General features: G+C 52.1%; 20 protein-coding genes, 1 pseudogene and 1 other annotated feature. Of the genes and pseudogenes, 13 read left to right on the forward strand and 8 right to left on the reverse strand.

Going from position 1 to position 19827, the window contains the following annotated elements; all coding sequences use genetic code 11:
* The 3 genes and pseudogenes from A3EQ_RS22780 to A3EQ_RS0108760 all read left to right on the forward strand — a co-directional run.
* Positions 1-184: pseudogene (locus tag A3EQ_RS22780) on the forward strand (ISNCY family transposase); the annotation flags it as partial.
* A gap of 108 nt (positions 185-292) precedes the next feature.
* Entirely contained in the window at positions 293-1066 is a 774-nt protein-coding gene (locus A3EQ_RS0108755) for a prolyl oligopeptidase family serine peptidase (RefSeq protein WP_020154798.1), read from the forward strand.
* A gap of 65 nt (positions 1067-1131) precedes the next feature.
* Positions 1132-1440 (forward strand): metal-sulfur cluster assembly factor, encoded by a 309-nt coding sequence (locus tag A3EQ_RS0108760; RefSeq protein WP_020154799.1) that lies wholly within the window; start codon positions 1132-1134, stop codon positions 1438-1440.
* A gap of 298 nt (positions 1441-1738) precedes the next feature.
* Here A3EQ_RS0108760 and A3EQ_RS0108770 read toward each other — a convergent pair whose 3' ends face one another.
* Positions 1739-2416: a Crp/Fnr family transcriptional regulator gene (locus A3EQ_RS0108770; RefSeq protein ID WP_020154801.1), complete on the reverse strand. Its 678-nt coding sequence runs from the start codon at positions 2414-2416 to the stop codon at positions 1739-1741.
* A gap of 235 nt (positions 2417-2651) precedes the next feature.
* The gene (locus A3EQ_RS0108775) at positions 2652-2831 is read right to left on the reverse strand and encodes a YjzD family protein (RefSeq protein WP_020154802.1); all 180 of its coding nucleotides are present in this window, start codon (positions 2829-2831) and stop codon (positions 2652-2654) included.
* Positions 2832-3612: 781 nt separating this feature from the next.
* On the opposite strand from A3EQ_RS0108775, the gene A3EQ_RS0108795 reads away from it, so the two are divergent.
* Both A3EQ_RS0108795 and A3EQ_RS0108805 read left to right on the forward strand, forming a co-directional pair.
* Entirely contained in the window at positions 3613-4332 is a 720-nt protein-coding gene (locus A3EQ_RS0108795; RefSeq protein WP_020154806.1) for an alpha/beta fold hydrolase, read from the forward strand.
* 277 nt (positions 4333-4609) lie between these two features.
* Positions 4610-5161 (forward strand): hypothetical protein, encoded by a 552-nt coding sequence (locus A3EQ_RS0108805; RefSeq protein ID WP_154652840.1) that lies wholly within the window; start codon positions 4610-4612, stop codon positions 5159-5161.
* A gap of 43 nt (positions 5162-5204) precedes the next feature.
* On the opposite strand, the gene A3EQ_RS0108810 is transcribed toward A3EQ_RS0108805, so the two are convergent.
* Positions 5205-5420, reverse strand: coding sequence for a hypothetical protein (locus A3EQ_RS0108810; RefSeq protein ID WP_147402820.1), 216 nt, complete (start codon positions 5418-5420; stop codon positions 5205-5207).
* Between the two features lie 353 nt (positions 5421-5773).
* Between A3EQ_RS0108810 and A3EQ_RS0108820 the strand changes: the two genes are divergently transcribed.
* The 4 genes from A3EQ_RS0108820 to A3EQ_RS0108845 all read left to right on the forward strand — a co-directional run bounded on the left by A3EQ_RS0108820 (position 5774) and on the right by A3EQ_RS0108845 (position 10514).
* Entirely contained in the window at positions 5774-6706 is a 933-nt protein-coding gene (locus A3EQ_RS0108820) for a beta-ketoacyl-ACP synthase III (RefSeq protein WP_026499856.1), read from the forward strand.
* An 80-nt stretch (positions 6707-6786) separates the two neighbouring features.
* A complete protein-coding gene (fabF, locus tag A3EQ_RS0108825) occupies positions 6787-8028 on the forward strand; it encodes a beta-ketoacyl-ACP synthase II (RefSeq protein ID WP_020154812.1) in 1242 nt (413 codons plus the stop codon).
* Positions 8029-8856: 828 nt separating this feature from the next.
* Positions 8857-9648 carry a DUF2268 domain-containing protein gene (locus A3EQ_RS0108840; protein ID WP_169382667.1) on the forward strand — a complete coding sequence of 264 codons (792 nt, stop codon included), beginning with the start codon at positions 8857-8859 and terminating at the stop codon, positions 9646-9648.
* Positions 9649-9761: 113 nt separating this feature from the next.
* On the forward strand, positions 9762-10514 hold the full coding sequence (locus tag A3EQ_RS0108845; RefSeq protein ID WP_020154816.1) for a YjbA family protein: 753 nt from the start codon (positions 9762-9764) through the stop codon (positions 10512-10514).
* Between the two features lie 116 nt (positions 10515-10630).
* Here A3EQ_RS0108845 and trpS read toward each other — a convergent pair whose 3' ends face one another.
* Positions 10631-11623 carry a tryptophan--tRNA ligase gene (trpS, locus tag A3EQ_RS0108850; protein WP_020154817.1) on the reverse strand — a complete coding sequence of 331 codons (993 nt, stop codon included), beginning with the start codon at positions 11621-11623 and terminating at the stop codon, positions 10631-10633.
* A gap of 50 nt (positions 11624-11673) precedes the next feature.
* Positions 11674-11913, reverse strand: a binding site (T-box leader).
* A 309-nt stretch (positions 11914-12222) separates the two neighbouring features.
* Here trpS and spxA point away from each other — a divergent pair.
* From spxA to pepF, 4 genes are all read left to right on the forward strand, one after another.
* Positions 12223-12618 (forward strand): transcriptional regulator SpxA, encoded by a 396-nt coding sequence (gene spxA, locus A3EQ_RS0108860; protein ID WP_020154819.1) that lies wholly within the window; start codon positions 12223-12225, stop codon positions 12616-12618.
* Positions 12619-12937: 319 nt separating this feature from the next.
* Positions 12938-13597 (forward strand): adaptor protein MecA, encoded by a 660-nt coding sequence (gene mecA, locus A3EQ_RS0108865; protein ID WP_020154820.1) that lies wholly within the window; start codon positions 12938-12940, stop codon positions 13595-13597.
* 185 nt (positions 13598-13782) lie between these two features.
* Positions 13783-14964: a competence protein CoiA gene (locus A3EQ_RS0108870; protein ID WP_244874571.1), complete on the forward strand. Its 1182-nt coding sequence runs from the start codon at positions 13783-13785 to the stop codon at positions 14962-14964.
* Between the two features lie 88 nt (positions 14965-15052).
* The gene (gene pepF, locus A3EQ_RS0108875; protein ID WP_020154822.1) at positions 15053-16864 is read left to right on the forward strand and encodes an oligoendopeptidase F; all 1812 of its coding nucleotides are present in this window, start codon (positions 15053-15055) and stop codon (positions 16862-16864) included.
* Between the two features lie 150 nt (positions 16865-17014).
* On the opposite strand, the gene A3EQ_RS0108885 is transcribed toward pepF, so the two are convergent.
* The 4 genes from A3EQ_RS0108885 to A3EQ_RS22140 all read right to left on the reverse strand — a co-directional run bounded on the left by A3EQ_RS0108885 (position 17015) and on the right by A3EQ_RS22140 (position 19821).
* Positions 17015-17194: a hypothetical protein gene (locus tag A3EQ_RS0108885; protein WP_020154824.1), complete on the reverse strand. Its 180-nt coding sequence runs from the start codon at positions 17192-17194 to the stop codon at positions 17015-17017.
* A 537-nt stretch (positions 17195-17731) separates the two neighbouring features.
* Positions 17732-18595, reverse strand: coding sequence for a ClpXP adapter SpxH family protein (locus tag A3EQ_RS0108895; protein WP_020154825.1), 864 nt, complete (start codon positions 18593-18595; stop codon positions 17732-17734).
* Positions 18592-18984, reverse strand: coding sequence for a globin domain-containing protein (locus A3EQ_RS0108900; protein WP_020154826.1), 393 nt, complete (start codon positions 18982-18984; stop codon positions 18592-18594). Before A3EQ_RS0108900 ends, A3EQ_RS0108895 begins: the two co-directional genes overlap by 4 nt.
* Before the next feature lie 156 nt (positions 18985-19140).
* A complete protein-coding gene (locus A3EQ_RS22140; protein WP_020154827.1) occupies positions 19141-19821 on the reverse strand; it encodes a lytic transglycosylase domain-containing protein in 681 nt (226 codons plus the stop codon).
* Between the last annotated feature and the right edge of the window lie 6 nt (positions 19822-19827).

Here is a 19827-nt window from a genome sequence, read left to right on the forward strand (position 1 = left end):
TGGCAGACTGTTTGTCTGGTACAAAGGTAAGCCCTACCCCTTGATGGAAGCAACCCGGAACAAAGCGGCAAAAACTCCTGAAAAGAAAAAGGAGAGCTCAGAAAAGAAATCGTACAAGCCAGGACCTGATCATCCTTGGCGCAAATATAGGCCCACGAATTCAAAGGAACTGAAACCGGCTTGAATGAACTGAGGTCAAAGTAAATATATCAGTGACATATTCACTGACGCGTTAGTATGACATTTTCACTGACGCTTGACACAAAATCTCCGGTCGGGAAGGATGAAAGGAATGATCGCTGTTGAAAAAACTTCCGTCGCAGGAATCCCGCTGCTGGAAGTGGCTCCCCTCGAACGTTTTTCCCAACCCCTGCCGACGGTGATCTTCCTCCACGGGTTTACGAGCGCAAAGGAGCACAATCTTCATTACGCGTACCTGCTGGCGGAAAAAGGGATCCGCACCCTGTTGCCGGAAGCGGAATTCCACGGGGAACGGGCCGCGAATGCCCATTCCGTCCATTTGCCGGAAAAATTTTGGGATATCGTCGTCACCACCATCAAGGAATTGGAAACGGTCAAAGACGCCTGGGAGCGGCAAGGGAAGATTATGCCGGGAAAAATCGGGGTAGCCGGCACGTCCATGGGAGGCATCGTCACCCTGGGAGCCCTGGTCCGGTATGATTGGATCCGGGCGGCCGTCAGCCTGATGGGCTGTCCCGAATATGTTCCCTTCGCGAAATATTTGCTGGCGCAAATGGAAAAATTACAAATGAAAATCTCCCTGTCCGCGGAAGAGATCGAACGGCGTCTCGAGATCCTGTCCCGCTTCGATCCGGCTTCCAACCGGGAAAAATTTACCGCCTGTCCGCTCCTGTTTTGGCACGGGAAGAAGGATCAAACGGTGCCCCACCATTTTGCCTACCGGTTTTTCCAGGATATGCGGAAACGATATGAAAATCCGGAACAGATCCGCTTCATCCTCGACGAACAGGCGGACCACAAAGTGACACGGGAAGGGGTAAAGGCCGCCGTCGACTGGCTTCATCAATATTTATCCGGATCATAACCGGACTTTTCGGTTCAGTTTTTCTCCGTCTTCTGCTAAAATGAATACAAAAAGGAGGGAAAACGGTGGATCAAGAACTGAAGGACAATATCATGAACGCCTTGGAACAGGTCATTGATCCGGAACTTGGCATAGATATCGTCAACCTCGGTTTGGTGTACGGGGTCGATCTCGATGAAAACGGCAAATGCACCGTCACGATGACGTTGACGACGATCGGCTGTCCCTTGGGCGGCATCATTTCCGATCAGATAAAAGCCGCTTTGGCCGACATTCCCGAAGTGAAAGAAACGGAAGTGAATATCGTTTGGAATCCGCCTTGGACGAAAGACCGGATGAGCCGTTACGCAAAAATCGCCTTAGGCATTTCTTGACGGGTTGAGGCTGCCCCGAAAGGTCCGTAAAACGGCCTTTTGCGGGCGGCCTTCTGCTTTTTCGGGGGCTGGATATTTCTGTTTCTTCCTTTCCCCGTCTGTTCGCTCTTATCTTTTGATTGGGGCTTCAGAAAGTGCGGCTTTATGACGGCCGCGGAGCCGGCGGCGTTTTCCGGAATAAAACTTTTTCCGGGGGACTGGCGGGGATGATGGGGCGAAAGGCGCGGCGGCGTTTTCGGGAGAAGCCGTTTTTTCGCCCGAAGGGAACGGCCGGTCCCGGATTCGGCCGGCAAATATTTTAATTAAAGGTGCAGATGGAGATGGGGCATTTTTCGCATTGGACCTCGTTCCGCAAATATTGGAGATCGTGGATGACGATATGCCGCTTGCGGAAGGAGAGGACCTTCTTTTCCTTCAGCTCCTGAAGCAGGCGGTTCACCACTTCCCGGGTCGAACCGCAAAAATTGGCCAGTTCCTGATTGGTTAATTGCAAGCTGATCATGATCCCGTCTTCGACCTTTTGGCCGTAGCTGTTGGCCAGGCGGATCAGGATGGAATATAAGGCCCCTTTTTTCCCGTTGATTAACAGGTCGCGGATGATGGATTGGGTGATCCGGTACTGTTTGTTCAGCCAGGCGAAAAATTTCGCCGCCACTTGGGGATTCAACAGGAGCTGGGCTTCAAAATCATCCTTCGGGATTCCGTAAAGCACGCTGTCTTCCAAGGCGACGGCGTTAAAGGGGTAATTCGCTTCCTTTTCAAAAAGATTCGTTTCCACAATCATGTTTCCGCCCGACAAGATCCGGTAAGCAAATTCCCTTCCGTCCGGCTGTGTTTTCTTTAATTGGATGACCCCTTCCTTAATATAGAAAATTTCCGCGGCCCGGTCGTTGTCGCGAAACAAATAATTCCCCTTGGGGACGCGGCGCTCGTTCATAAAAGGCTGCAATTCGTTCATGAGATCTTTAAAATCCATTTTTCCCCATCCTAAAACGTATGATTAATTCTTATTATTCCGAAAATGGCGATTTTTGTCAATGGCTGGAAAAAGAACCTTCAACAGCCGTTCGGATGAAAGTTGGCCCCTTTTTTCTGAAAGAAGGACGGACATGAAGAAAAGCTCGTCATGTGCACTGAAGCGATTCATCTGCTTACAAGCCAAGACATCCAAACATGAAAAAAAGGCTGACGTCACGTGCAGCCTTCGTTTCCTATCTTTCAGCCTTTTCTTCGGGCAGGAGGCGGGGAATGATGAGCAAGAGGACGGTCATGCCGACGGCCAGTTTCAGCCCGGTTTCAAAACTGTAAGGGGTGCTTTTAATGGATCCTACGACGAAAGTCATCATTTGCGCAAGCAAGAATGTCCAAAAGAAAGTCCATAAATATTTCATTGGATTCACCTTTTCCGAAAATGCTTGAATACCATTTCTAAAAAAATCATACCATAAAATGAAAAATTGGCAACTGTAAAGAAAAAACGGCAATGGGTTCGGGATCACCCATGCCTTTAACATATCATCGTTCCCAGTCTCTGCCGTCCGCCGGGGTATTATGGCCGTTCAAAATACGGGGCCCGTTCGTACAGGGATTTTCCTTTCCGGGACCGAATTTTGTGCCGGCATTGGGCGGTTTCCCTACCCAATCCGCGGCATGGGGAATATATTAGTGGAAAGGCGGGATACGGAACCTGCCGGTTTTTCCTTTCATTTGCCGCAAACCTGGAAAAACTTGCCCGAACGGAATCACCTGTCGGCGGGCATTTAAAAACGGCATGAAGTTCGCATCGCTGCCGTCGGGTGAAGGGACCGTCCGAGCGGCAATAGCGGCGGCAACCGCCGGGAATTATTGATCTGTCAAGGCGTTGAGATCGAAGAAGAGGCCGGCATTCCCTTTCAAACTTAAGGGCAGGGGGCGGACCCGGATGAAACATCCTTCGGGCAGGCCGGAAAGGGACGGGTCCATACGTCCGCCATTCCTCTGCCTCCGGCGTCAAAGGAAAATCCGGCAGCGGCCCGGTTCCCGAGTCCCGTACGCAAAGGACAGAATGGGGAGAATCGAATCCGGCGGCAAAGGAAAACCGGGATTCCTGCCGTTGATCGCTTTTTTAGCGGGAAATCCGGGAGCCCCGGATCTTTTCAGCAGCGGATGCATAAAAGGAAAAGGGGATTTGCCATGGATTACCGGATATTTACCTTAAACAAAAAAACATGCATCATCCACTACCCGGCAAAACCGAACGGATTCGGCGTGCTGTGGATCGGATATTTCGATGGGGACATCGGCGCGGACGACCGTCCGACAGTCAACAAACCGAGGAAATCTTTAATGGATGAACTGAATGTCCGCGGTTACACCGTTTTTTATACGGTCCTGGAAAAACATCATTTCGCCAATCCGCAGGCTTTTGAGCAGGTGGAAAATTTGTATGAGTTCGTCAAACGGAACGAGATTTTAAACGAAAAAATCCATCTGATCGCCGAGGGCATCGGGGCCTTGCTGGCCGAATCCTTCCTCGCCGACAAGGGCGACTATGTCCGTTCCGCCGTTTTCATCGATCCGGCATTTTCCCTCAAAAAACTGACGGAGGAAGTCAAAGACCAGCCCTTTTTGCTGAAAAAGCTCTATTCGGATTTGAAAAAAGCCTACTCCCTTTCGAGTGATGAGGAATGTGAATTTTTTATCAATAACCAGCATCGCCATCCGGTCGTGATTCCCGTTCCTTATCAAATCGTTCATTTTGTCCGGCCGGACCGGAAACGGGAGGGAGCGGATCGGGAGGAAAAATATCAAAACCTGGCGGAAGACCGGATCCTCGCCCTTCCGTCCGGGGGGAGGCACGCCCTGTCCGCGGTCATCTTCCGCCTTTTCAAAGAGACGGAAAAGCAGCTGTAAATTCCCGTAAAAAAGGAGCTGAGAGAATGGAAGCGGCGGTTGTTTTGGAACCTTACGGCCCTGTCGGCTTCGCCCTCTGTGCGCATCTTCTGGATAAGGGGATCCCGGTTTTTTATGCGGAAGGGATGTGGGAGGAGGGGAATTCCGAAGAAAAAAATTGTATTTCGCCCGAAACAGCAATTTTCGGAAACTGACGTCCCCGGATTTTGCCGGCTTACCGGTCTTCCTTCCCTTTTATGATTGGCTGATTCGAAAAGATTTTGCTCCGGAGAGGGTCGTGAGTTTTTTGGAGAAGGTTTTCCCAAAAGGAAGGGGGGCCGGGGACAGGGTATGGATCCTGCTCTGGCCGGCTTCCATGGAAGGGCGGGAGGAATGGCTGAGACGCTTGTCCCAAGACAAGGTGATCGTTTTTGATTTGCCGGTTCAAAAAGGAGATCCGCCGGATCCGTTCGGGGTTTTCCCGCAAGCTTTAGGAACCCCTTCGAAAAATGAAAGAACGGCGGAAGGGACGGATGCTGCGTCTTGGGCAGAAGCGATCGCCCGGCTTCTGGAAAAGATCGTCCGTCCGGCATCGGCATCCTGGCCGGACGGCGGCCGTTCCCGGACCGTGCTTTCTTTTTCACTGGACGGGACGAAGGGATGGAGCGCGGAGCGGGAAGCGGATGCGAATGCAGAAACGGAACCGGAGCGGGAGCAAGAAAGGGAAGAAGGAACCGAGAGGGGAGACAAAGTTAGCGAAGCCAGAGGCGAAAGCGCTGAGGCGGAACATGAGAACGGGATGCGCGGGAGGAAAGAGGGGCCCCATTCCTCGTTGCCGGCGGCAAGATAAATGGCTGTTCATCACCTCTGAACAGCCATTTTTACGTTTTCCTTCATTGCTTTTTTAAAAGCAAACGCCGGATTCTAGCCGCCTGTTTAATGAGGGAGTCGAGCTCTTTCAGCAATTTTTCATCCGGATTCCCATCATCTTTGCGGGATTTGTCTTCCTCGGATTCGCGGTTTTCCTTCGGCTCGCCGAACATGAATCGGGAAAAACGATCCTCCACATCGGCAAAGGCTTTCTTCTTTTCTTCCGACAATTTGCTCACCCCCTTTACCCGTACCCCTATGATCCACTCTATGCGGGACAGTTGTAATGTGTTTAGACGTTTACCATAGGCTTGAAAAGCACAGGCGCAAAATTTTTCCCGGCACGGGAAGACGCCGAAGCCAAAAACGGGAAGGCGAAGGATCGCCAAACTCCTGTCTGGAAGGAACGGAGCTGCTCCCGGCGGACCGGATATCGGACAGTTGCGGAGATTTTCGTGAATTTGGCAGAGGCGGGGAAGAAAATTGGATTTGAAAAATTTGCGGAGATGAGCTAAAATTAGTACCAAGTCATAAAAGATGATGTTAATTCTTGCCGTATATTTATAGGAACCTGTTTGCGGGAGTGATGGAAATGAACGCAGGTATTATCGGCATCGGGAGATATATCCCGGAAAAAGTGGTCACCAATTTCGACCTGGAAAAAATGATGGATACCTCCGATGAATGGATCCGGACAAGAACGGGCATCGAAGAAAGAAGGATCGCCTCCGACCGGACCGGGACATCCGACATGGCCTATGAAGCGAGCCTCCGCGCCCTGGAAAATGCGGGAATTACGGGCGAGGACATCGATTTGATCCTGACCGCCACCGTAACCCCGGATTACTCTTTCCCGTCGGTTTCCTGCGTGCTTCAGGAAAGGCTGGGGGCAAAAAAGGCCGCGGCCATGGATATCAGCGCCGCCTGTTCCGGTTTCATATACGGGATGGTGACGGCAAAACAATTTATCGAAAGCGGCGCGTACCGGTACGTTCTCGTGGTCGGCGCGGAAAAATTGTCGAAGATCACCAACTGGGACGACCGGAATACGGCCGTTTTATTCGGGGACGGGGCCGGCGCCGCCGTCATAGGCCCCGTTTCCGACGGCAAAGGGATCCTTTCCTTCGAATTGGGAGCGGACGGTTCGGGCGGCAAATATTTGTACCAAGACAAATATATTTGCATGAACGGGCGGGAAGTTTTCAAATTTGCCGTCCGGCAAATGGGGGAATCCGCCGTCCATGTCATTGAAAAGGCCGGATTAAAAACGGAAGACGTGGACTTTTTCATCCCCCATCAGGCCAATATCCGCATTATGGAAGCGGCCAGGGAGCGGCTCGGGCTGCCCCGGGAAAAGATGTCGGTCACGGTGAATAAATTCGGGAACACCTCCGCGGCCTCGATCCCGATCTCTATTGTCGAAGAGGTGGAAGCTGGTAAAATAAAGGATGGAGACATCGTCGTCATGGTCGGCTTCGGGGGCGGGCTGACATGGGGGGCCCTCGCCATGCGCTGGGGAAGATGAATCCGGAACGGAACCGTTTGTTTTACAGTAGATGTCTTTATACCGAATTTGTTGAACAATGGTTTAGGAGATGAGGGATAATGATCAAACGAAGGGTTGTGATTACCGGCATCGGCGCCGTGACGCCGGTGGGCAACGACGCCGAAACCGCCTGGCAAAACATCATCCGGGGGAAATCGGGCATCGGTCCGCTTACCCGGGTAAACAAGGACGAATTTCCCGCCAAAGTAGCCGCGGAAGTCAAGGATTTCAACCCTGAGGATTTTTTGGATAAAAAAGATGCGCGGAAAATGGACCGTTTCACCCATTTTGCCGTCGCGTCCGCTCTCATGGCGGTCAAAGACGCCGGGCTTTCCATCGACGAAAGCAATGCCCACCGGGTTGGCGTGTGGATCGGTTCGGGCATCGGCGGCATGGAAACCTATGAAAGGCAGTTTGAAACCTTTCTCCAGCGGGGATACCGCCGCGTCAGCCCGTTTTTCGTGCCGATGATGATTCCGGATATGGCCGCCGGGCAGGTGTCGATCCTTTTGGGGGCGAAAGGGGTGAACTCCTGCACGGTGACCGCCTGCGCCACGGGAACCAACTCCATCGGCGACGCCTTTAAAGTCATCCAGCGGGGAGACGCGGATGTGATGATTACCGGCGGGACGGAGGCCCCGATCACGAAAATCGCCATCGCCGGCTTCTGCGCCAACACGGCTTTGACGACCAATCCGGATCCGAACACCGCTTCCCGGCCCTTCGACAAAAACCGGGACGGGTTCGTCATGGGCGAAGGGGCGGGCATTGTCGTCCTGGAGGAATTGAACCATGCCCTGAAGCGGGGGGCAAAAATTTATGCGGAGATCGTCGGATACGGCTCCACGGGTGACGCGTACCATATCACCGCGCCGGCTCCCGCCGGGGAAGGGGGCGCCCGCGCTATGAAAATGGCCCTCGATGACGCGGGCGTATCCCCGGAGGAAGTGGACTATATCAACGCCCACGGGACGAGCACGGAATACAACGATAAATTTGAAACGATGGCCATCAAAACCGTCTTCGGCGAACACGCCTACAAGATTCCCGTCAGCTCGACCAAATCGATGACCGGCCACTTGCTGGGGGCGACCGGCGCCGTGGAGGCGATCTTTACGGCATTGGCGATCAAAGAAGGCGTCATCCCGCCGACGATGAATTATGAAACGCCGGATCCGGAATGCGATTTGGACTATGTGCCGAACGAGGCGAGAAAGAAAGACGTCCGTGTGGCGATCAGCAATTCCTTCGGTTTCGGCGGCCATAACGCCACGATCGTTTTGAAAAAATTCGAGCCGTAAAACGGAGCGAAACCGGCGGACGTTATCGGATCGGATCCATCCGGAAAGAAGCGGCGGTTTTGCCCGCGCAGAAAACAAGCCCCGCCGCTTTTGGATTGGGAATGCCGCTTGCGGCGGCGAACCGGTGTCCCAAGTCAACGGGACGCCGGTATTTTTTTTGCCGCCCGAAGCGGCGCATCATCCTGTGGGCCGATTTTAAATGGGGAACGGGGAGAGCAGCATCCCGTGGCCCGATGCATGCCCGCTCCGGATCGGTGCAGGGCGGCGAAAAAATGAAGATAGGCCTCCCGCAGTTTCGGGTGCGTTCCGGGATCAATGCCGCCGGGACTGCGGGAAAGCCCCGGTCCGCGCTGCTCGGACGGCCGCTTTCCGCCAGTCGGCACCGGGAAGGCGCACCCGCATCCTTTCTCCTTTTAGCTCCTCGGGGGCCCAGGCGGAAGCGGGGCGGCCAAGGGATAGGCGGATCCCGCTGCGGGTTTTGCCGCCCGCCTGCCGCGGCCCCGCGCGGGGACGCAGGGATTTCCGCGGGGAGCGGGAAAGAACCCGGGACGGGCAGAAAGCATCGGCCGGCGACGGCGGTCCTTTTTGCCAAACGTTTGGCTTCCGCAAAGGATTGGGGAAACCGGGAAGGCCCGCAGGAAACTTGCCCCGGTTGGATCGAATCCGACTTCAATCCGTTCGGCGGCCGGGAAGATCCGCCGGAAACTTGCCGCCGGCCATGGCGCCTAAAAAACCGGCGGACGACTTCGGCCGTTTTCACCGGATGGGAGGGTCCTGAATAATCATATAATGACTCCTTTAACGAAAGCCGGTGGGAAAATGCCCGTCATGCGGACGGATCGATGGCTGGATGAACAGTTTTTCCATCCTTACCGACTCTGCGAACCATTGAAGGCCCATTTTGAAAATCTGGATCCGCCGGGGATTTATCAGTTTTTGGCGGAAAAAGGCTTGTACAAACCTTCCGGCCTGACTTTTCAAGATTTTGTCCGATTGAAAGAAATGAAGGTTTGGGACCGGGCGGACAAGTATTTGGACCATTTCCGGAAAAGGTGGAAAGGCCCGGACATCCCTGTCTATATTTTTCCGGCCAATCATTCTTTGTTTTCCCCATTGGTTTTGAAAAACGGCTATACCCTTCCCGGGGCCATGTTCCTTTTCTTGACCCCCCCGGAGGACGGAAAGGAATTGAAAGCCCTGTTTGTCCACGAATACCATCATGCCGCAAGGCTCCACCGTCTCGGGAGGAAGACGGAAACCTTCACCCTGCTCGATTCCCTGGTCATGGAAGGGTTGGCGGAACACGCGGTTTCCGATTCCTGCGGGGAAAAATATGTGGCCCGCTGGATGCGCCAGTACACGGAAAAGCAGATTGCAAAACTGTGGGAAAAATATTTCCGCGCCAATCTCCGGCTGAAAACCGGCGATCCCGGTCATGACCGGCTGCTCTACGGAATGAGGGGGGTTCCGCCCATGGCCGGCTATGCCGTCGGCTTTGCCATCGTCAAGGCCTGCCGGGAAAAACTTCGCTGCCGAACGGATGAAATGATCGCCATGAGCGCGGAACGGATCGCAGAACCTTTTTTGGCGCAGGAAAAATCCGAGGGAACGAGGTTTTGAGGCATCCTTTTCTTTCCCCTTCCGGCAGGGGATGAAAGGGATCCGGCCAAGGAATAATTTCCCCCCTTCGTGCCCATACTGTACACAAAAAGGACTCAAAGCGAGGGGTTTTCATGTTGTACCTGCATGATGTATGGGTGAATTGGTTCGAAGGGGAAGAAAACGGCTACAACGTTTGCCCGTTTCACGAATGGCGAAAAGAGGATACCATCGAACTTTTGGACCAGGTTCCTTTGCTGAAAATTTCCACGCCCTTGTTCCTGTATATCGAAAACCAATTGTCCGTGCTTCCCGAAGCTTTGTTGGAGGACGTTTATCAGAAGGCCTGGATCCGGAAAAACGGCGAACGCATCCAGCTGGATTACTGTTTCGTGGCAACGGACGGGGCCGATATCATCGCCGTCGATACGATCGGCTATCAGATCCCGATGCGGAAGAGCCGGCTCATCCCCCGCCAGGAGCAATTGGTCTATGAAATGACCCGGGGGGAAGACGCCAAGGAATTTCCGATTCCCCAGGACGAGGGAAAAACCTACCATATCCTATCGCCGGAACCGAAATACATGATCGGTTTGACGAGAAAGGAAAGAAACATGAAACATATTTTGTTCATGGCCCTCGACCAATTAAAGGCGTCGAAGAACACCGCGGAAATCCGCTACTGGTGCACCGAATGGGAGCCGAAAAACTTTCGGAAAATCCAAAAGATGTCCTTTGAAAAGGCATGGAACTATTTGTACGACGAGGTGAAACACGGCTGGTCGGAGCGGCATGAACATTTGTGCGAAGGATTGATCAAAGGGCAGCCTTTTTTTGAAAGATTGTGGGATATGGAAAAGGGAGCGAAGGTCAATTGGGATTCTTGACATACATATGCGGTACGGGGACCGGAAACCAAAGGTTTTCGGTTTTCGGCTAAAAGGAAAAACGGGCCGCCTTTTGCGCGGGCTGAACGCCCCGCCAAAAGCGGCCCTTGTATTGATTATCTGTTTCTTCCGAGGCCGAGGGCATTTTCGATTTTCCTAAGCATCCGGCTGGCCTTGGCGTTCGCCCTTTCGGCCCCTTCCGCGAGAATATCGTCCAGCTTCGGCGAATCGATGATTTCGTAGTATTTTTCCTGGATCGGCCGCAATTCCCGGATGATGACTTCGGCCAGATCGGCCTTGAATTCGCCATACCCCTTCCCTTCATATCGTTTTTCCAGATCCGGGATCGGTAGGCCGCTCAAGGCCGAATAGATGACAAGCAGGTTGGAAATGCCCGGTTTTCTTTCTTTATCGTAGCGGATGATTCCTTCCGAATCGGTAACGGCGCTTTTGATCTTCTTTTCGATCTGTTTCGGTTCGTCGAGCAGGGAGATGAAAGCCTTCCGGTTCGCGTCCGATTTGCTCATCTTTTTCGTCGGATCCTGCAGCGACATGATCCGCGCTCCCTTTTCCGGAAGGATAATATCGGGGATTTTAAAGATATTTTCGTATTTTTTATTGAAACGCTCCGCCAAGTCCCGCGTCAGCTCCAAATGCTGTTTCTGGTCTTCGCCGACGGGAACGAAATCCGTTTCATAGAGCAGGATATCGGCCGCCATGAGCGGAGGATAGGAGAGCAGGCCAGCCGGGATCGATTCCCCGTGTTTTTGCGCCTTGTCTTTATATTGGGTCATCCGTTCCAGTTCCCCGACGTAAGAGATGCATTGCATGATCCAGCCCGCCTGCGCATGGGCGGGAACTTCCGACTGGATGAAGAGCGTCGCTTTTTTCGGATCGATTCCGCAGGCCAGGTACAAGGCGGCAAGCTTTTTTATATTTTCCCGCAGTTCCTTCGGATTTTGGGGAACGGTGATCGCATGCAGATCGACGATGCAGAAATAGCATTCGTAAGCGTGTTGGAGCCGGACGAACTGTTTGATTGCGCCGATATAATTCCCGATCGTCGTCGTCCCGCTCGGCTGAATGCCGGAGAATACCGTTTGCGCCATAGGCTTCACACTCCTTTATTTATCTTGGGAAAATAAAAACCATTCATCCGAAAAGGGACGAATGGTCAGTCATCCGCGGTGCCACCCTCGTTACCGTAAAAACGGTCGCTTTGCCGAGTGAACTCGACCCTTATAACGTAAGGGGACGCCCTTTCCTACTGGGATGCCGCCCGCATCCGTTCGGTCGGGACTCGAAAGCCCATTCCATTCAACCCCGTTGTTTGTTCGCACCGGCCACAAACTCTCTGGAAACGGTCGTTGAATGTACTTTCCTTTCTCATCGTTTTTTCTTGATCAAATTTTGTTCAATATTATAATGAAAAGGGGAAGAAAAGGCAAGATCATTTTTTAAGAAATAATGTGAAGGACGAAACTTTTTCCTCCCGAAATCCGTATAATATATGGAAAAGTTTTGGCCAAGCTGTAACAAAAAATTCACGAAAAATCTATATTAATTTCTTAAAATGTAGTATAATGAGTTTAACCCATTATAAAATGATAGTAATTCTAATTTGTGAATGAAAATTGTTCTCAATCATAGTTTGCATAGATAAACAACTGAATAAAGGATTAAAATTGAATAAAGGAGTGATCGAAAGATGGTCATTTTGTACACCGCATCCAGCTGCACGTCTTGCCGGAAGGCAAAAGCCTGGTTGGAAGAGCATCAAATTCCGTATAAGGAAAGGAATATATTCGCAGAACCGTTAACGATCGAGGAGATCAAACAAATCTTCCGGATGACGGAAAACGGGACGGACGAAATCATTTCCACCCGTTCGAAAACTTTCCAAAAGCTGAACATCCAATTGGATTCGCTGCCGCTGCACGAGTTGTTTAAATTGATTCAGGAAAATCCCGGCTTGCTGCGACGGCCGATCATCATGGACGAAAAAAGGCTGCAAGTCGGTTACAATGAAGACGAGATCCGCCGCTTCCTGCCGAGAAAAGTCCGCACCTATCAGCTGCTGGAAGCCCAGCGGATGGTGAACTGACCGCATCCTCGAATCCATCTTTCCGTTCTGTTCGCTGTTAAAAAACCTTCATGCGTTCCGCATGAAGGTTTTTTAAAAAATTTCGACAAAACGGTTGCACTCCCATCCGCGGACATGTAATATATGGGTAAATAACAGTGGAAAGCGGGTTGTTTGCTCATTTTTCGGATAGGGACATTTTTATTTCCCTTCGGAGACATTTTTTCATAAAATAAAGGAAGAAGGATTACACTAACCTTTGCGTTCGTCGTTCATGGCAAACATCTTTGCCGAGGGATTATTCCCTTCAAACCATTGCAATGGAAGGGAGAGTTGCCATATGGAAATTGAACGGATCAACGAAAACACCGTGAAACTTTTCATCTCCTATGTGGATGTGGAAGAGCGCGGGTTCGATCGCGAGGAAATATGGTACAACCGGGAAAAAGGCGAAGAACTATTTTGGGAAATGATGGATGAAATTCATCAGGAAGAGGATTTTGCGTTTGACGGTCCCCTTTGGATCCAGGTTCACGCTTTAGATAAAGGATTGGAAGTCGTCGTCACCAAAGCGCAGATCGCAAAGGACGGGCAGCGCTTTGAAGTTTCCTTCGGCGACGACAAGGAAAATGACGGCGAGATCAATGAGCGGATCGAGGAGCTGCTCGATCAGCAATTCTTATTTAAGGAAGTCGAGCCGGAAGAAGATTACGACGGCGAAGGATTTTCCTTCGTCGCCTACTTCGACGATTTTGAAGACCTTATCGCCTTGGCAAAGTATCCGTGGGAGGAAGTTTGCTGCAGCAAATTGTTCGCCCTCGAAGGCAAATACTACTTGTACCTGGAATTCGCGGAAGATTCCTTCGAAACCGAGAAATTGCTCGGCCGGGTCCTGGAATACGGCCGCGAATCGAACAGAACCGTCCACTATTTGATGGAATACGGGAAAGAAATCATTTCGGAAGACGTTTTTGCGGTTCTGAAAAAACATTTTAACTAAAGGAGAAAACCGGTTTTCTCGGTCAGAGAAAACCGGTTTTCTGCTTTTGACAGGTCCTTTCCGGAAATGGATAATGGAGAAAAACCGATGGAAGGGGATCCGCCCCCTGTCCCGTGCCGAGGCGCCCGGGCCGGGCGGGGGCCCCGGTCTTTCCGGAACGGTCGGAAGGAGGGGAGGGCTTGTTTGTGGCCAAAACCCGATCCGGGGAGCTTTTTTCTTTGCTCGGGCGTTCGAAAGATTCCCTCGGGAAGATCAAAAGGGAAACTTCCTTTTTCTGCCCCGCCTGCGGCGAACCGGTCATCCTGAAAACCGGGGCGAAGAAGGTCCCCCATTTTTCCCATTACCGCCATTGCCCGGTTAAACCGGAGGGGGAAACCGAAACCCATTTGCTCGGCAAAAAATGGCTGTTCGAATGGCTGGAAAAACAGGGCTACCGACCGCAGCTGGAATATTTTTTGCCCGATCTGCAACAACGGGCGGATGTTTTTTTCGAAAGGGCGGGAAAAAAATACGCACTCGAATTCCAATGTTCCCCGCTGTCCCTTTCCCTGTTGACGGATAGGGACGAAAGTTACCGGAGATCCGGCATCATCCCCCTTTGGATCGTCCTGGATTCCCGCATCCGGAAAGAAAAGGGCCCCTTCTTTTCCGCCACCGATTTCCTGTCCTTTTTCATCCGGGAAGGCCCCGCTTCTCCTTTCATCCTGGCCTTCCAACCGGATCCCCCCATGTTTGTCAAGTATGTCCATCTCGTCCCCGTTTCCAAAAGCCGGTTTTATTATCAAAAAACGACCTTCCCCCTGTCCTGCGGGATGAAGGAGGTTTTCCGTTCCTGTCCGCCTTTCGATGTTTCCGAGTTGTTGGCTGTCTGGCAGAGGGAAGTCGGGAGATGGCTGATCTTTTGCCATCTGCAAAGATCCGCGAAAAGGGAACCGGCCCTCCATGCCCTCTATGCCTCCGCGATCCATCCGACCCTGCTCCCGAAGGAGGTCGGGATCCCCGTTCCCCGCATGCATGCCATCGAAACCCATCCCGTTCTTTGGCAGGCCCTCATCTGGCTGGAATTTTTCCGCCAAAGGCCCCGCGGCGGAACCTTTTCAATGGAAGAGGTCAAAACCTATCTCCGCCGATCGGAAAAAACCGGGCTGGTGAGATGGCGGAAGCCGGTCCTTGCCGAAGGCCGGGATCCCTTTTCCCCGGTGAAAAAATATTTGCTTTTTCTGGCGAAGTGCGGCTTTGCCCGGATCCGGGGAAACCGATACGTGATCGAGGGAAAACCGGAACCTTTGCCGGCCGACCGGTGGCGGGAGGAACGGGAAAAATTTTTAAAAGAGCAAAAGGCGCTAATTTTGACACTTTTTCATTGACGATTGGAAACAATAAGGGTATTTTTATTGATATCATCCATTATTTTGATAATGGCAATGGAAAAAGATCTTGTATGGGGGGATTTGCATGGCAAAAGAAAAGGTAAAGACACTTCCGAAAAGGAGCGAGGTTCCCGTCGAATATACGTGGAGGCTCGAAGATATTTTTCCCACCGACGAAGATTGGGAAAGGGAATTCGGGGAGATAAAGAAACTGCTGCCGAAGGCGCAGGAATTTAAAGGAACCCTCGGGGAAAGCGCCGGCCGGCTATTGGAATTGCTCCGGTTCCAGGAACAGGTCTATTTCCGGCTGGGAAAATTGTATACTTACGCCCATATGCGGTACGATCAGGACACGACGAACCAGTTCTATCAAGGGCTGAACGCCCGGGCGAATACGCTGCATACCGAAGCGGCAAGCGCTTTTTCCTTCGTCGTGCCGGAAATCCTGTCGATCCCGGAAGAAAAGATCGAAAGATTCCTGGAAGAAAACCAAGAGCTGCAGTTGTACAGGCATTATTTTGACAAAATCAATTTAAAGCGGCCCCACGTCCTCTCTCCGGAAGTGGAAGAGGTCCTGGCCAAGTCCCGGGAGATCGCCGATACGCCGGATCAAGTGTTCGGGATGCTTAATCATGCCGATCTGCACTTCCCGACGATCGTCGACGAGAACGGGGAGGAAGCGGAGGTCACCCACGGCCGTTTCGTTCCCTTTTTGGAAAGCCGGGACCGGCGGGTGCGAAGGGATGCCTTCAAGGCGGTGTACGATACATACGAAAAATTTAAAAACACCTTTGCGGCCACATTGAGCGGGCAAATCAAGGCGGACAATTTTTACGCCCTCGTCCGGAAATACCGGTCGGCACGCCACGCGGCCTTGGCCAACAACAATATCCCGGAAGAGGTTTATGACAACCTGGTCGCCACCGTCAACAAAAATCTCCATCTGCTGCACCGCTATGTCCGGCTGCGGAAGAAAGCCCTCGGCGTCGACGAACTCCACATGTACGACCTTTACACGCCGCTCGTGAAAGATGTGGAAATGAAAGTGACGTACGAGGAAGCGAAGGAATGTTTATTGAAGGCGCTCGCCCCCCTCGGGGAGGAATATTTGTCCGTCCTGAAGGAAGGGTTCCAAAACCGCTGGGTCGACGTGCTGGAAAATAAGGGTAAACGGAGCGGGGCCTATTCCTCCGGATCCTACGGCACGAACCCGTACATTTTGCTGAACTGGCAGGACGACGTCAAAAATCTGTTCACCTTGGCCCACGAATTCGGCCATTCGGTGCACAGCTACTTCACCCGGAAATATCAGCCGTTCGTCTACGGAAATTATTCCATCTTCGTCGCCGAGGTCGCTTCCACCTGCAACGAGGCCCTGCTTACCGATTACTTGCTGAAGACCCTCGACGACGAAAGGAAGCGGCTGTATATTGTCAACCATTATTTGGAAGAATTCCGCACCACCCTTTTCAGACAGACGATGTTCGCCGAATTCGAGCATGAAATCCACGTCCGGGCCCAAAATGGGGAAGCTTTGACGGCGGAGCTGCTCACCGACCTTTATTACAATTTGAACAAAAAATATTTCGGCAACGACATCGTGGTCGACCGGGAGATCGGCATGGAATGGGCCAGGATTCCCCATTTCTATTACAACTATTACGTGTACCAATATTCCACCGGATTCAGCGCCGCCCAGGCGTTGAGCAAACAGATATTGACGGAAGGGAAGCCCGCGGTGGAACGGTATCTCGCCTTCCTGAAGGCGGGAAGCTCCGATTATCCGATCGAAGTGCTGAAAAAGGCCGGGGTGGACATGACCAAGGTGGAGCCGATCCAAGCGGCCTTCACCCTGTTCGAAAAAAGATTGGAAGAAATGGAGAATTTGCTGGGTTAACACGCCCGGGCTGCGAATATTACATCTCGATTTCCGGAGCTTTATCCGGAAATCTTTTTTTGCAAAAATTGGACCCGCCGGGCGACGGGACTGGCCTTTCGGCCCCTTCGGCCATATTTCGGATGGCGTCCGGCCTTTCCAGGCGGGTCTTTATTTTTTGAATCCCCGGAACCGGTTCCGGTTATGGAGGAACAAAAACAGGAGGAAATAGGAGGAAAACAGGAGAAAGGAAGTGAAAAGAAGGGGCAGCACGTGGATCAGCCCGAACAAATGGAGATAGAAAGAAATGAGGACGAACAGAATCAATGCCAGGAAAATCCACTTCTCCAATTGGGATGCACCGCCTCGGCTTCGTTTTTATACATCCTTATGCCCGGCGGCAAGCCGATATGCCGGATTGTCCGGAAAGGGGAAATTGTGACAATCTCGTGAAATCGCAAAGAAGGCATTGATCGATGGTTGCACCTATGTTATATTACTAGTGTGAAGAAATTCACAAAAACTTATACCCCTTTGTTTGACCGTGGAAATTTCTCCCATCCCCTTTGTTCGTAAGGAAAAAGGTTCGGCGGCTCCGCCGAACCTTTTTCCGTTACCGGAGATGTTTCCCGCCCTTTTTGTTTTGCGGGGCGCCCCCGGAGGGGATGAAAGCGTCCCGTTCAAATGGGGTCCGGACCGGTCCTGACCGATTCATCGGAAAAAACCGGCCGGAAAAGGCATCCGCGAGAGGATGCCCTGAAATAATGAGGGGCGGGGGGCATCCGGGAGGAGAGGGGAAACGTTTCCCCTTTTCCGTTCCCGGCTGTCCTTACCCGCCTTCCGTTGCCCGATTTCGGCTTCGGTTGCGCGATTCCCCTATTTTTCCGTTCAATCCCCGCCGATATACCGCCAGAACTCTCCCCGTTCGCATTTGATGCGGTCGACCTTTTTCTGCAGTTTTAATTTTTTCAGCTCCAATTCCACCTGAAATTTCGGCCGGTCGTAAACGAAGGATATTTCCTTCGCCGTCACCCACTTCTGCATTTTCAAATAGGTGAGGATCGGCGGCAGGGAGGATTTTTCCGGCTCCCTTTTCAGCATCTCGCGGAGGATTTTCACATAGACTTCATACGGATAATTCCCTGTCAGTTTGATCCCTTCTTCGTCGGCGTTATTGGTAAACATGACGACGGTGGGAAAATCGGTTACGCCCATTTCATTGGTCACGTACAGATCGCACTGGAAGGCTTTCGATGCGCTGGTGGAATGGATATCCTTCTTAAATTCCTCGACATCCAGCCCGGCCTCCTTTGCACAGGCGATCAATGTCTGCGGGTTCGTAATGTTCATCTCCCGGTAAAATAAGTATTCCTGGAGTTTCCGGTAAAAGCGGATCCCCTTGTTTTTTCCCTGCAATTCGGCGGCCTTCACGGCGATCGAAGCGATGAACGGGGGATCGTTCTTCCGTTCCTGTTCCCGGCCCGAACCCAAACAATATTCAAGCAGGGTTTTCGGATGGCCGCCCTTCGCTTTCCTGCCGGAGCAGGCAGGATTCAATCGGGAAATCTTGCAGCTCAAAATGTAGGATAAGGTGAAATAATGGCTGTATTCCAATTCGAGCTTCTTGATCACCATTTCCAAAGACCAGCACTTAAAACATAGCGGATCGGTGAATATATAAAGCTCGAGGGGTTTGTTTTCGCTGCAGGTTTTGGTCGTCCGGCTCTCCAATTTATTTTCCACGATCTTCACCCTTCTTCTCCGGCATGTTCCGGTGTGTTGATCATATGTTGGGCGGTGAAGGCGAGCCTGGAAAAAAATTCATCCCTGACTTCGCCTTCCAAATGAACGGCGTCCATTGCCCTGGCCATACAATCCAGCCATGCCTTTGCCCTTTTCGGGGTGATGGGGAAGGAAAGATGCCGCCGCCTGAGCATCGGGTGGCCGTGCTCCTGCGTGTATAAAGGGGGGCCGCCAAGGAATTGGGTAAGGAACTGTTTTTGTTTTCTCGCTGTTTCCGTCAGATCATCCGGGAAAATCGGACGAAGATCCGGGTGCTTGGAAACATTTTGATAAAACTGGTCCACCAGCTCATGCAGCTTTTTTTCCCCGATGATCTCGTACAACGTCCTCGCTTCCATGTGAACGAAACTCCCTTTTTTCGGTAGGCTTTGCTGTTATTTTATCAACGCTGAAAGGATAACACAAATATCTCGCACCGGAAAAGGGGAAGATGGGGATTTTCGCCGGCAACTTCCGCAAAAAAGCCGTCCGGCGCGCTGCCGAACGGCTTGAGTTTAAACTTTCAAATCCTTGAGAATCGATCTTACATAGTGGACGGTTTCTTTGAACGGCGGTATGCCGCCGTATTTGTCCACGTTTCCGGGGCCGGCGTTGTAGGCGGCGAGGGCCAATTCCACCGAGCCGTACCGGTCGAGCAGCTGCCGCAAATATTTCGAACCGGCCATGATATTTTCATAGGGATCAAAAATGTTTTTCACGCCCAGGCTCTTTGCCGTCTGCGGCATCAGCTGCATATAGCCGCTCGCTCCGGCGGGACTGACGGCAAATTGACGAAAGTTTGATTCCTGTTTAATGACCCGCGCAATCAGTTCGGCGGGCAGCTGGTAGCGTTCGGCGGCCTGCCGGATGATCGCCCGGATGTTTTCCGGCGCGCCGCTTTTTACAGTGTTACCGGTTCCCGCTGCCGCTTCCGGTCCGCCCGTTTTATCGGGAAAGGACGCAGGAGGCAATGGATTTTCCGATACGGGCGGCAAAATGCCGCTCGTTGGCGGAAAAGCCGCCCCGTTTGGCCCTTTCTTCCCTTCTCCCCAGCTGTTCAAATAAAGCTGGAGGAGATCGGAAAAGAGTGAGGCGGAAACATCCGGAGCATCCTCCGGTTTCCTTTCGCCCGCCGTCATCTCCCGGATGGCGGACCATTCGATCCATGCCTGAATTTGCCGGACATCCATGTACATCGATCC

Source organism: Caldibacillus debilis DSM 16016 (assembly GCF_000383875.1).
Taxonomy (GTDB): domain Bacteria; phylum Bacillota; class Bacilli; order Bacillales; family Caldibacillaceae; genus Caldibacillus; species Caldibacillus debilis.